The organism is Bacteroidales bacterium (genome assembly GCA_021648725.1).
Lineage (GTDB): Bacteria > Bacteroidota > Bacteroidia > Bacteroidales > JAADGE01 > JAADGE01.
Window position 1 is genome coordinate 20,821 of record JAKISF010000018.1, and the last position, 14,221, is coordinate 35,041.

Here is a 14,221-nt window from a genome sequence, read left to right on the forward strand (position 1 = left end):
ATCAATAAATTTTACCGGACATTTTTATTTAGGTGTTTCAAGCGACAATAAGTATGATAATGTATAAGCAATATCTTCTGCCAATACTTCAATAAACCTGATATCATCTTCGTTAAACATTCTCATAGCAGCAAGTTCAATAACTCCGTAAACATCTTCATCAACCAAAATTGGGCTTATAATAATACTTGTAGGTTTTGTGTGTCCGAAACCTGAAACAACTTTAATATAATCATCGTCAACTTTATCAATATGAAAAGTAGATTTGTCAACTGCACAAGTTCCTATTAAGCCTTCACCGAGTTCAATTTCTTTTTGAATCATCTTCTTTTCATTGTAGGCATAAGAAGCTCGTAATCTTAAAACAGTTTTACCTTTTTGTTTATCAATTACATATATTCCTCCGATTTCGGCATCAATAAAATTTACTAATTCAGAAATTAACTCATAAGAAAGCGAATCAATATCTCCGACATGTCTTCTTAAAATACGCCCGAATTTTGCAGTTCCTTCTTTGTGTTTATCTTCAATTTTTCGTTTTTCTTCTTCTATTTGGGCATTTTTCTTATTCTCAATCATTGTATTTTGAAGGTTTACAATAGATTGACCTAATAAGTCCTTCTCGTTAAATGTATAAGAATGTTCTATCTTTCCTAAAGTTAAATTTTCTACCACTTCTTTTTTTATTCCTAAATCTGATTCATGGGTTCTTAGCATATTTAGCACGTTATTAAAGAACTTTTCTGTTTTAAAGAAGGGCAAACTATTATCCTCAAAAACAAGCTTATTAACTTTGTTTTTAATATCAACAAAGCCTTTTTTCAAATATTTATATAATAGAAATAAAATCAGTAAAATTACAACAATATAAATACCGATAAATAAAACAAGAACTTGTTTATATTGCCTGTAATCCTGTCGTATATGGTTTTTGGAAATTTGAGCCGCATCCGAAATATTAATAATCATTTCTTCCGACAACATATCAAGCTCATTATATAAGCCTCCGTAATATGAAGTTCCTGCAATTTGATGAAGTCTGACTATTTGTTTGAAGTAATTTAAATACTCAGCTAATGCATCAATAATTAATCGTTTATTCGTATCATAACTGCTTTCGTTATCATTTTGTTTTATTTTCCTAATCAGTTCCTGTTGTTTTATTATAAATTCGTCAGCAATATTCGGTTTTAATGATAAAAAGTATTGTTGCTTTAAAGATTTAATGTCATTAAATTCAAAATAAATATCTTCTGTTTCGCTGACAATATCATTAATACGACTTTCTTCATAATTTAATTTTTGTAAGTAACCATATTTGACATTTCCTGTTTCAACGGTATTCTTTATTAATAAATTAAACTTTTCACTATACTCGCTTAACAAAGTTTCATTCAAATTAAAATGAGGCAACACTTCATATCTTTCTGCACTTTTATATTCTTTTAGTTTACGATTAATTTCTGACAAGTCATTTTTTGTGTTATAGACGTTTTTGGTACTTTCATCGGTACTTGTTTCAAAAAAGTCATCAGTATGTTTTTCCGTTTTGAAGAAACTCAAGTCATCTTTAAGTTGCACCGAAACAATAGTAAATTGATTTAAATTTTCGTAAAAAGTATTAATATCACTTAATGTATTTACATTTATCCCAATGTAAAATATAATAAAAGCGGTGGAAAGAATAAGTATTGAAATTAAACTTAAAAGTTGAACTCCGGTATTTGTTAATATTTTTTTTATCATTTCACATCAAATATTACGAATAACAAGCAAAAATAGAAAAAGATTATTCATTATTCAGGAAAAGTGGTATTTTTGTCAATCAATTTTCAATATATTTTATATAATTGAAAATAATTCACTATTTATTTGAATTTTAAGAATAAATTAATTTTCTTTGCAGTCCGAAATTAAAAAGAAGAATTCAACAAAACATAAAGAAAGATGTCAAGAGTTTGTCAAATAACAGGAAAATGTGTAGTTGCAGGAAATAATGTTTCTCACTCACATAAAAAGACTAAACGAACTTTTAAACCGAATCTATTCAAAAAGAAATACTTCCTTACAGAAGAAGACAGGTGGATTGATTTAAAAGTATCAGCAAAAGGAATGAAAATAATTAACAAAATAGGAATAAGCAAAGCATTAAAAGATGCTAAAGAAAAAGGCTTTATTTCTAAATACTAATATTTAACATTAGGAAAAATGGCAAAAAAGAAAGGTGACAGAATACAAGTCATATTAGAATGTACGGAGCATAAAACAAGCGGTATGCCCGGAACATCAAGATATATTACAACAAAAAACAGAAAAAATACAACCGGCAGAATGGAATTGAAAAAATACAATTCTATTTTGAGAAAATATACAATTCATAAAGAAATTAAATAAAAATTAAGAGATATGGCAAAGAAAGTTGTTGCATCATTACAGAAGGGAGAAGGAAAAACATTTTCTAAAGTTATTAAAATGGTAAAATCTCCGAAAACAGGAGCTTACTCTTTTAAAGAAGAGATTGTTCACAATGACCATGTTAAAGATTTTTTTGCAAAGAAATAATCTTTAGTCTTAAAGTTATCATTTTTTGAGATGCTTTTTTCCTTTCGGGAGAAAAGCATTTTTTATATATTTACAAAATTACATTTTTAAACATCTACATTAAATTGAAATGGCAATATTCGGGAAACTATCAAAAAACAAAAAAGAAAGTCTTAACAAAGGTCTGGAAAAAACAAAAGAAAGTGTTTTTAAAAAACTATCTCGTGCAGTTGCAGGCAAATCAAAGGTTGATGATGAATTTCTTGATAATTTGGAAGAAATACTAATCAGTTCAGATGTAGGTGTTGATACAACATTAAAAATAATTGATCGGTTGGAAGAACGTGTAGCAAAAAATAAGTTTTTCGGGGTACAAGAATTAAATCTGTTGTTAAAAGAAGAAATTGCAAGATTACTCTCTGAAAATGAAGCCGAAACAAACCTTAAATGGAATAAAACTGACGGAAATCCATACGTTATAATGGTTGTAGGAGTTAACGGCGTAGGAAAAACAACAACAATCGGTAAATTAGCTTGGCAATTTAAAAACGACGGTAAAAAAGTTTATCTCGGTGCTGCCGACACATTCAGAGCGGCTGCCGTTGAGCAATTAGATATTTGGGCAAAACGTATTGATGTTCCGATTATAAAACAAAAAACAGGTTCCGATCCGGCTTCTGTTGCATTTGATACTTTAAGTTCTGCAAAAACAAATAATGCCGATATTGTAATAATTGACACAGCCGGACGACTGCATAATAAAATTAACTTAATGAATGAATTAACAAAAATTAAACGTGTAATGGAAAAGATAATTCCGGGAGCACCACATGAAATTTTACTGGTATTAGACGGCTCAACAGGTCAAAATGCCTTTCAACAGGCTGAACAGTTTACCAAAGCAACAGAAGTGAATGCATTAGCCGTTACAAAATTAGACGGAACTGCAAAAGGCGGTGTTGTTATAGGAATTTCCGACCAATTTAAGATACCCGTAAAATATATCGGAATCGGTGAACAAAAAGAAGACTTACAGCTATTTGATAAAGATGAATTTGTGGATTCTTTATTTAATTAAATACATATTGCCAAAAGAAATACGGATATTTCAAACAATTGAACCGGTAACATTCTAACAAAAATAGTGTTGACATTTACCTTTCCGATATTGAAAAATACAACATTAAGTTAATCGATAAGGAAAAGACAATAACTAATTAATTTTATACCTTTTGGTATAATACCGATTGGTATAAAATAACTTTTATATTATACTTTAAATTTTTCAACTTAAATATAAATATGCCCAAAATAAATATAATTACCTTAGGTTGCTCAAAAAACATAGTTGACAGCGAAAATATAGCAACTCAAATTAACAATCAAAATATTGAATTTACTTTTGATGAGTTTAATTTTGATGCAGATACCGTTGTAATAAATACTTGCGGTTTCATTAATGATTCAAAAGAAGAATCTGTAAACACAATTCTTGAATTTGCACAAGCGAAAATTGAAGGCAAAATTAAGAACTTATATGTTATGGGCTGTTTGTCAGAAAGGTACAAAGATGAACTTAAAAAAGATATGCCCGAAGTTAATCAGTTTTTCGGAGTAAACGATATAAAAGAAATTGTAGAACAACTTGAAGTCGATTATAAAAAAGAGCTTCTCGGCGAACGAGTTATTTCAACACCAAAACATTTTGCATACCTTAAAATATCGGAAGGCTGCGACAGAACTTGTGCGTTTTGTGCCATTCCGCTTATCAGAGGAAAGCATATTTCTGTTTCGCAAGAATTATTAATCAGTCAAGCTGAGAACTTGGCAAAAAAAGGCGTAAAAGAACTTATTTTAATTGCTCAAGACCTATCCTACTACGGTATTGACATTTACAAAAAACAAAAACTTCCCGAACTGGTTAAAAAACTGTCGGAAGTTAAAGAAATTGAGATTATAAGGTTGCATTATGCGTATCCGGCAAACTTTCCGGAAGACATTTTGCGAGTTATGCGAGAACAAAAAAATGTTGCAAAATATCTTGATATTCCGTTTCAACACATAAGCGATAATGTTTTAGCAAAGATGAAACGCAGACATGATAAGGAGCTGACAATAAACCTTATAAGCAAGATAAGAAAAGAAGTTCCCGGCATTGCAATTCGAACTACTTTGCTTGTGGGGCATCCTGGTGAAACCGAAAAGGACTTTGAAGAATTAAAAGAGTTTGTAAAAAAAATGCGTTTTGACAGACTCGGAGTTTTTACATATTCGGAAGAGGAAGACACATATGGAGGTAATAATTATAATGATGACGTTCCGGAGGAAATAAAACAAAAACGTGCCGATGAAATAATGGAAATTCAGCAACAAATTTCTTATGAAATAAATCAAGAAAAAATAGGCAAAACTTTCAAAGTAATTATTGACAAAGAAACCGAAGAATACTATGTAGGCAGAACTGAATTTGATTCGCCTGAAGTTGATAACGAAGTTTTAATAAGCAAAACAGAAGAACTTAAAAAAGGTGAGATTTATTCCGTTAAAATAATTTCTGCGGAAGATTTTGATTTATACGGTAAATTAAACCATAAAAAAAAGCCGATTTAAATATCGACTTTACACAGTTTTCGAGATAAATGCTTAAACCATTTGATTAATTATTATTTAATCTTATCCAATTTTACCGTAAAATGCCTCATAATAGATGCTTCTTCCAAAATTTTTAAACCGTGTTTTGCTTCGTGTCTTGTGTCAAATATTTTTTTACAAACTGCCGCAACATAATCCATATGGCTGTTTGTATATGTTCTTCTGGGAATTGCAAGTCTTACGAGTTCCAAATCCGGATAACGATTTTCACGTGTAACCGGGTCTCTGTCAGCTAAAATAGTTCCTATTTCAACTCCTCTTATTCCGCCTACGATATATAACTCAACTGCAACAGTTTGAGCAATGTATTCTTCTTTTTTAATTTGCGGCAAGAAACGTTTTGCATCTATAAAAACTGCATGTCCGCCTATCGGTTGCTGAATCGGAATACCTGCTTCAATAAGTTTATTCCCGAGATATTCAACTTGTTTTATTCTTGCTTCCAAAACTTCAAATTCAGTTCCTTCATCTAACCCTTGTGCTAATGCGTTCATATCTCTTCCTGACATACCGCCGTAAGTAATATAACCTTCAAACATAATATTAAAAACAGATGCTTTTGTAAACAATTCTTTACTTCGCATTGCAATAAAACCGCCCATATTAACAATTGCATCTTTTTTACTGCTCATGGTCATTCCGTCGGCATAGTAATACATTTCTTTTACAATTTCTTTAATTGTTTTATTCTTATATTCATCTTCACGCAGTTTAATGAAATATGCATTTTCCGCAAATCGTGCAGAATCATAAAATACCGGAATATCGTATTTATCTGCAAGTTTTTTAACGTCTTTCATATTTTGCAAAGAAACAGGTTGCCCGCCTGATGAATTATTTGTAATTGTTACAATAATTAAGGGTATTTTTTCTTTCGGGTATTTTTTCAGAACTGCTTCTAACTTGTTTAAATCCAAATTCCCCTTGAAGGGATAATTTAATGTTGTATCAAAAGCTTCATCTATCGTGCAATCAATTGCCTTTGCTTTTCTGAATTCGATATGCCCTTTTGTTGTATCAAAATGTGAATTTCCGGGAACGACATCGCCTTCTTTTACCATTGCCGAAAATAATACATTCTCTGCTGCTCTGCCTTGGTGCGTAGGCAGAAAATATTCAAAACCGAAAATGTTTTTAATTGCGTCTTTCATTTTATAATACGATGATGCTCCTGCATAGCTTTCATCTCCCAGCATCATTGCCGACCATTGTTTATCAGACATTGCTCCTGTTCCGGAATCAGTTAATAAATCAATATAAACTTGATTACTTCTTAAATTGAAAAGGTTATAGTTTGCATCTTTAATCCATTGCTCACGCTCTTTTTGTGTGCTTCGGTAAATTTGCTCCGTCATTTTTATTCTATAGGGTTCTGCATAAGGTAATTGCATAATATTTCTTTTTTTAGAATTTATAAAACTGATAATCAAATAAGAATATGAAAAGTATTAAGAGGCAAGAAAAATAAAACTATCTCTTTGTTTAATGCATTTAAACAACTGTTTTCTTGTTAAATCGTTTTTATAAAGTAACATATCAGTAAAATATAATATACAAATTTACATTTTATTTTAGTATATTTGAAGTAATTTACAATAAAATTCCGGTTATGAAGAAAGCAAAAAACCTATTAACTATTTTTATATTGACAACAACCTTGCTTAATGTAAGTTACTCTCAAACAGATAGTTTAAATAAAGAATTATTCAAAACTCCTTATAGATATTATTATAATCGATATTATAACTATGCAAATGTTGTTGATTTAATTAAGAAAGGAGCCGATATTAACGCAAAAAATAAAAACGGTAATACTTTATTACATTTGGCAGTTAACTATAATAATCTTGATTTAGCTAAATTGCTGTGTTTTAATAATGCAAATATTAATATTGAGAATAATAAAGGGGAAACAGCAATTGATATTTCAGAAAAGAAATACAATAAATCTATATTCAATTTTTTGAAAGATATAAAGTATGATATTTATTTTTATGCGAAATACGGAACTTTTGATGAGCTTAAAGATGCAATAAATAAAAATATTTATAAAATAAATAAACCTGACAAATTAGGATATACAGTTTTAGATTATGCCGTTTGTCGAAAAAAAGACGGAATCAAAATTGTTAATTTTTTAACAGAAAAAGGCGTTGACCTTAATTTTAATTATATCAATGTTCTTGATATTGCAATATTGAACGACAACTTTGAAATTGCAAGGCATTACAGCTCTCCCGACTCATTAAAAAAACACATAAGACCGATTAATGTTGCTATAGGAGAACATAACTTTGAAATGGTAAAATTACTTGTTGAAAAAGGAACCGACATTAATAAAAAAGATTATTTAGACTATCTTCCTATTTTTTATGCCTGCAGAGATAAAGAAAAAAATAAAGATATAATTAAATACTTGATTGACAAAGGTGTTAATATTAATACTGAAAACCGGGAAGAAAAAACAATTCTTCATATACTTTGTTCTTTTGAATATGATTATGCAGAAAACAGCTACTCTGATATTGAAACAATAAAATTAATTATTAAAAAGGGAATTGATATTGAGTCTGTTGATAATGAAAACAAAACAGCATTACACTATGCAGCAGAAAATACTGAAGCAACTGAAGCACTTGAATATCTGTTAAAAAAAGGAGCAAATCAGAAAATTTCGGATAATAACGGAAAAACACCTTTTTATTACGCAATTAAAAGCAGAAACAATAAAGCCGTAAAATTATTTATTGAACACGGAGCTGATATTAATACAAAAGATTTATCAGATAATACATTATTGCATACAGCCGTAAGAAACAATAACTCATTTGATTTAGTGAAATTGTTATTAAAAAAAGGTTTAGATATTAATGCTGAGAACTCTTCATCGGAAACACCTTTACATCTTGCATCAAATTATAAAGATATTAATACGATTAAATTATTATTAGAAAAAGGTGCTGAAATTAATGCAAGGAGTACAAATAATTCTACACCTTTAATTAATGCCGTTAAAAGAAATAATTTTGAAATTGTAAAGATTCTTGCAGAAGCCGATGCCGACATTAATGTAAAAAGGTATTATTCAGGCAATGCAACAGAAATTGCCGTAAAAAACAATTATTCAAATATTGCAAAGTATTTAATAAATAAAAATGCAGATTTAAGCAATATAAATCTTATTGAACCCATAAGAAATAATAATCTCGGAATTGTAAAATTATTGATTCTAAAAGGAGTTGACGTTAACAAACCTGACGAAAACAAAAATGTACCCATTATAATTGCTTCAAGCGAAGGTAATAAAGAAATCATTGAACTGTTAATTAAAGCAGGTGCAAATTTGAATGTAGCAGACAATAATTATAAATCACCTGTTTTGGCTGCAATTATCAATGAAAAACTTGATATTGTTAAGCTATTAATCGAAAACGGTGCAAATGTTAAATTAAGAAACTCAGCCACAACACCTTTACATTATGCTGCAAAATACAAAGACGGTTACGAAACTGTGAAAATTTTAATTGAAAACGGTGCAAATATTAACGCAATTGATGAGAACTATAAAACACCTTTACATTATGCTTTAAGAAACGAAAATATTGAATCCGCAGAATTATTAAAAAAACAACTTTCAAGCAAAAGAAACGAAAATAATAAAAATAACTTGTTCCCCGATTGTTTAATCTTAAATGATATAATACCATTAGATTCTACATATTACAAATCATACATATATGATAATGACCTACATAACAACTTGCATTTTTATTGTGAAGATTTCGGAAATGTAAATTTCAATAACTTATATTTTAATAAAATTACAAAAGGAGAAATTAAAGCTTATTCAAATTACAAACCATATTTAACAAAATTTGAAAAAAACAATATCTATAATCCTGCCTTATCTGAGAAAGAAATAAATGAAAAATTCGGAGCAGGATTAATTACATTATACATGGTAGATGTTGAAACCGGAGAAGAATACCCCATTGAAGTTACTGCGGAAGCAAATCTTAATGAGATTGACGGAATTGAATTTTACGATGATTGGTTTTATAATGACAAAGATTTTATTTTTAATAAAAATGTATTCTCATATAGCCCGATAAGGCACTATCTTCCCGAAGATTATTTTGATGAAGCAGAATCAAGATATAAAAAAATTGCATTTATTAATTTTGAAAAATATAATAATAAAAAATCTAAGAAAAGCATAAAAAAACAAGCTGAACTGTTTAAAAAGGTAAAATACGAATTCTTTCTTTATAATGAAGATGCTTATTTAAATAAAAATAATATTAATCCTGATATTAATTTTCAATTATCAAAATATGAAAAAGAAGAAGCACCTTTCTGGTCAAGTTTTTCTAAACAAAAAATAGTAAAATCTGTTTTAAATAAAGTTTTATCGGGAAAAATTGATGCCTATGATTTTTATACCGGACAAAAATTAAAAATTACGGATATATACGAACGTTTTGGTGCAAATGAAGAAATTGAAGTATGGGATTATGATTATAATACCGGTGATGAGATAGTAATTAAATATAAAAAAGAAATTTATCCTGATGAAATAAAATCGGTAATTTTTATTGAAGATTGGTATTTAGATAAAAAAACATTGCAAATTGTAAAAAATGTTATCGGTATTGCTCCCGTCAGGCGTTATGAAAACTATGAAGAATCTGATATTCCCGAGTCAGAAGTTTCAATTCCGTTTGTTGTTTATTTTAAAGATGTAAATAAAAATGTTTATGATGAAAGAAAAATTACCGTAAATACTCCGATTGACAATAACACCGGAACTTTAAACTCATTCTTTTGTTTTGATAACTATTATTTTGAAAAAAATATAAATAAAGTTGATTTCAAAAAACTATTTATTGAAAAAACAACATCAGGCGAAGTAAAATTATATCAACAAGAAATTTTTGAAGATAAATTCGGGAATTATACAGAATCCAATTATCTTTTATACAATACTATTGATATTCTAAAAAATATAGGAATTTATAACGATACAATTTATGAAACAAACCTCGAAACAGATAAAAACATAGAAAAAATAGTAAAACGAGAAGGATACGGAACTGATTCTGTTTCGGTAATTCATTCACATGAAAAATGGAATTTCAATAAAGAAAACTTTACTTTCAATAAAGAAATATTTGCATATTCACCGGGTATAAGATTTTACCGTGATGATGATATTTATTTCGATGAACCGAAATACAAACTAATCGGATATATCCTTAATAATCAAAGCAATAAGCCGATAAATAAAATGAGTTTATTCAAAAAAGTAAAATATGAATTTTGGACAGAAAATCCGATGCAGAAAGAAATTCCCGTAATACCTGAAATTGAAAAAAACAGACCTTTATTTTGGAGCAGTTATAATCAAAGTACATTTAAAGAAGTGATTTTTAATTCTGCCGTAAAAGGCGAAATAAATGCATATAATTTTTACTCAGGTAAAAAATTATCTTCTGATGATTTAATGCAAAATTTAAATTTACCGGCTTATATAATTGAAGATGTTGATCCTGAAACAGGTGATTTTATCAAGAAAACAGTTCAAGACAAAATTAATCCGAAAGATATTAATTCATTTATTTTTATTGAGAATTGGTATGTTGATGAAAAAAATTTAAGTATGAAAAAAGAAGTTGTAGGTATTGCTCCCGTTATTTATTATTCAGAAAATAATAAATATAAAAAGATAATCCCTTTTGTTGTTTATTTTGATGAAAGTAAAAGGTTTTAATTAATCTCAAGTTCTTATGAAATATGTAATCATTTTCTTTTGCTTATTCTTAATTATAAATATAAACAGTAAGGTATTTTCACAGAATATTAATGAAGCACAAAGCAAATATTACGAAATATTTAAGGAAGATTATACCGAGGCTCTTAACTATTTTGATAAAAATATGCCTTTACTCAACTTAACTTTTAACAAACACAATATTGACAAAGAAATTATTATACCTGTTATTTTTCCGGAAAGAATAAGATATTCAATAATCAAAAATTATTTAGAAACAAAAGCCTTAGAAGTTATTTATGTAGAATACGGCTCAAAATATGTAGATTTTTCAATCGGAGATTTTCAATTAAAACCGTCGTTTGCAGAAAAAATTGAACACGAAATAACTAAAAATGATAAACTAAAAACAAAATACTCTTTTTTACCTATAAATAAATTAACAAAAAAAGAAGAAAGGGAAGAACGTGTAATCCGACTAACAAAAATATCTTATCAAATACACTATATTTCAGCATTTTATGATATTATTACAAATCGGTTTGATTTAAGCAAAAAATCAAAAGTTGAAAAAATAAAATTTATTGCTTCTGCATATAATTTCGGTTTTGATAAATCTAAAAAAGAAATACAAAACCATATTAACGCAAAATTCTTTCCGTACGGAACAAAGTATCCCGGAAATCAATATTCATATACGAATGTTGCAGTTGACTATTATAAGAACTATATAAAACCTTTAAACTAAAATTGAAACCTTATAAAAAAGACATAAAACAAACCTAATTGATAATCATAAACAACAGAATTTGTATCAACATCATAAGATTGCAATAATATATTTTTATGATTTGTAATATTTTGCAAATCAAATGCAAATTCAGTATTAAATTTCTTACTGTTTAATTTAAAACCTATTCTTCCGTCTATTCTGAAATAATCATCAAACTTAGGTTCATAAGCTTGCGAATAATCCAATATTTTTGTACCTGCAAGTTCCGATTTTTCCAAATCAACCGGAATATAATGCTTACCTCCGGCATAAACAGTTTTTGCGTCAATATTTAAACTTGCATGATTTCCTATTTTAAAGGTATAGCCGCTTAAAAAATTAAACACATAATTTCCGTTATAAATTGTATTACGTTTTACTTCATCACTTCCTTTGTATGTAGATTCAAATATTGAAGATGTAAACAAAAAATAATAATTATCACTTAAAAATTTTTCTAATGTAAATTCAATACCGTAATTTTCTCCTGTCCCGCTGTTTATTAAACTGTCTGTTCTTGCTTCAAAAAAAGAAGTTCCGTAATTTATCATTGAAAAATGTGAAGAATTTTGCTCAACAGGAATCTGATTCAAATACTGATAATACGCTTCAAACTTAACACGTAAGTTTCTGTTAATCAAGTAATCATAAGACAAAATAGCTTGGTTGCTTTTTGAAAAATCTAAATTCTTGTTAGTATAATAATCAACATCATTTATTACGGTTCTTTGGTAATAAAATAATCGAGGTTGTAATTGGCTGTGAATTCCGGCTCCGAAACTCAGGCTTTGTTTTGAATTTAAATTCCATTTAACACCTAAACGCGGCTCAACAGAATAACTTCCGTTCATTGTAAAATCAATAAAGTGAACACCTGCCGTTAAAGCTAAATCATTTGTAAATTTATGTTTAACTTGCGAATATGTTCCTATCAGCATCATTTTTTCATCACTTACTTCCGACAGGTAATAATAAGTTTCATCGGGTCTTAAAACACTGTCCTCATATTGAACATCATATACATCAATGTTGAAACCGATATTCATTGTGTTTTTTGCATTAAACTTTTTCGTATATTTTGAAGTAAGCGAATATTTAACTTCATTTGAATTGTCTCCGTAATAAACTGTTTCGGTTTCCGTTGTTGCAGAATCTGCTCTTGCGGAAGACATTGTTCCGGAAACTGCAACAACAGTTTTTAAATAGGAAGTATTATCAAATGCATAAAAATGAGATACGCCGCTTACACCCATTCCCGAAGCAAATTTAAAATTTAAATTATTGTTTCCGAAAGTCCAGTCATCTTCTTTTTTATCTTCATAAAAAACTTCAATAGTACTTATGCCTCCTACACCGAAAAAAGAGAAAGTACCTGCTTTTTTTGTCGGAAAATTTATTTTATATGATAAATCTTGAAATTCGGGAACACCGCTTACACCAAAATGGATGTCTAAATAATCAAAAATTGCTAATGTAGAATATCTGTAATTTATTAAAAAAGATGCTTTTGATTTTTTTGAAAAAGGACCTTCGACACCGAACTCCAAACCGTTCATTCCGGCTTGTGCAGTAAATTCATAATTTTCATTATTTCCTTTCCTTAATTTCAAATCAAACACCCCTGAAAGTGCATTGCCGTACTCAGCAGGAAAAGCTCCCGTAAAAAAGTCAGAATTATCCAATAAATTATTATTCAGTATGCTTATAGGTCCTCCTGTCGTACCGAGAGTTCCGAAATGGTTGGGGTTAGGAATACTTACACCTTCCAACTTCCACAATAAACCTAAGGGTGAATTACCTCTTATTATAATATCATTGCGTTGGTCGCCTACTGCCATAACACCGGCATAATTTGCAGCCATACGTGCGGGGTCAAGCCATGTTCCTGCATATCGTTCAGTTTCCTCAACCGTAAAAGAGCGAGCACTTACGGTTGCCATTTCGTTACTTGCTTTGTCTTTTCTGTTTGCAGTTACAATTACTTCTTCAATATTTTCAACTTTTTCAACCATTTCTATTGTCAAAATAAGTTCTTTCCCCGATTTTAGCTCAATATCTCTTAATTCAACAAAATTATAAGTTATAAACATTGCTTGAACTGTTATTCTTCCTACGGGTACATTTTCAATCCGAAATATTCCTTCCGAATCAGTAACGGAAACAAATTTATTGTTATAACCTGCAACTAAAACAGTTACACCGGGAATTGAACTTCGAGAATCTTGATCGATAACTTTTCCTCTTATATTTTGCGTATAATGATTTTGAGAAAAAGTTGCAGGAGAACAAATCGAGAACAATATTACTAAATACAGAAGCCTATATTTCATATTCATTTAATTTTTACACTTTTTCCTTTATTTGCAAGTATTGCTTCTAAGGCATATCTTACGGCAATTTTATATTCATTAGTAGTTGCCCGTCTTTCTTCGTAATTAAACTGCCTAACAATAATAATGAATTTTTTCATTCTTTTAGGTTTTATA

Annotated in this window: 11 protein-coding genes; 7 read left to right on the top strand and 4 right to left on the bottom strand. The window is 28.9% G+C overall.

Translation table 11 applies throughout. The features are described from left to right. Nucleotides 1–24: 24 nt before the first annotated feature. Nucleotides 25–1,746 (bottom strand): GAF domain-containing protein, encoded by a 1,722-nt coding sequence (locus L3J35_08165; protein MCF6366161.1) that lies wholly within the window; start codon nt 1,744–1,746, stop codon nt 25–27. Nucleotides 1,747–1,947: 201 nt separating this feature from the next. On the opposite strand from L3J35_08165, the gene rpmB reads away from it, so the two are divergent. The 5 genes from rpmB to rimO all read left to right on the top strand — a co-directional run bounded on the left by rpmB (nt 1,948) and on the right by rimO (nt 5,151). Continuing rightward, nucleotides 1,948–2,190, top strand: a complete 243-nt coding sequence (gene rpmB, locus L3J35_08170) for a 50S ribosomal protein L28 (protein MCF6366162.1) — start codon at nt 1,948–1,950, stop codon at nt 2,188–2,190. An 18-nt stretch (nt 2,191–2,208) separates the two neighbouring features. Continuing rightward, nucleotides 2,209–2,394 carry a 50S ribosomal protein L33 gene (rpmG, locus tag L3J35_08175; GenBank protein MCF6366163.1) on the top strand — a complete coding sequence of 62 codons (186 nt, stop codon included), beginning with the start codon at nt 2,209–2,211 and terminating at the stop codon, nt 2,392–2,394. A gap of 12 nt (nt 2,395–2,406) precedes the next feature. Next, nucleotides 2,407–2,562 (top strand): DUF4295 domain-containing protein, encoded by a 156-nt coding sequence (locus tag L3J35_08180; GenBank protein MCF6366164.1) that lies wholly within the window; start codon nt 2,407–2,409, stop codon nt 2,560–2,562. A 109-nt stretch (nt 2,563–2,671) separates the two neighbouring features. Then, entirely contained in the window at nt 2,672–3,619 is a 948-nt protein-coding gene (ftsY, locus tag L3J35_08185) for a signal recognition particle-docking protein FtsY (protein MCF6366165.1), read from the top strand. Between the two features lie 224 nt (nt 3,620–3,843). Beyond that, on the top strand, nt 3,844–5,151 hold the full coding sequence (gene rimO, locus L3J35_08190) for a 30S ribosomal protein S12 methylthiotransferase RimO (GenBank protein ID MCF6366166.1): 1,308 nt from the start codon (nt 3,844–3,846) through the stop codon (nt 5,149–5,151). A gap of 53 nt (nt 5,152–5,204) precedes the next feature. On the opposite strand, the gene L3J35_08195 is transcribed toward rimO, so the two are convergent. Next, on the bottom strand, nt 5,205–6,584 hold the full coding sequence (locus L3J35_08195) for a tryptophanase (protein ID MCF6366167.1): 1,380 nt from the start codon (nt 6,582–6,584) through the stop codon (nt 5,205–5,207). Nucleotides 6,585–6,802: 218 nt separating this feature from the next. Here L3J35_08195 and L3J35_08200 point away from each other — a divergent pair, with 218 nt between their 5' ends. Beyond that, complete coding sequence (locus tag L3J35_08200; protein MCF6366168.1) at nt 6,803–10,963, top strand: ankyrin repeat domain-containing protein; 4,161 nt, start codon at nt 6,803–6,805, stop codon at nt 10,961–10,963. Nucleotides 10,964–10,979: 16 nt separating this feature from the next. Then, nucleotides 10,980–11,711, top strand: a complete 732-nt coding sequence (locus L3J35_08205) for a hypothetical protein (GenBank protein ID MCF6366169.1) — start codon at nt 10,980–10,982, stop codon at nt 11,709–11,711. Here the strand turns inward: L3J35_08205 and L3J35_08210 are convergent. Together L3J35_08210 and L3J35_08215 are read right to left on the bottom strand one after the other, a co-directional pair. After that, entirely contained in the window at nt 11,708–14,065 is a 2,358-nt protein-coding gene (locus L3J35_08210) for a TonB-dependent receptor (protein ID MCF6366170.1), read from the bottom strand. The two genes, L3J35_08205 and L3J35_08210, sit on opposite strands and share 4 nt — an antisense overlap. Before the next feature lie 2 nt (nt 14,066–14,067). Beyond that, nucleotides 14,068–14,205: a hypothetical protein gene (locus tag L3J35_08215; GenBank protein MCF6366171.1), complete on the bottom strand. Its 138-nt coding sequence runs from the start codon at nt 14,203–14,205 to the stop codon at nt 14,068–14,070. Between the last annotated feature and the right edge of the window lie 16 nt (nt 14,206–14,221).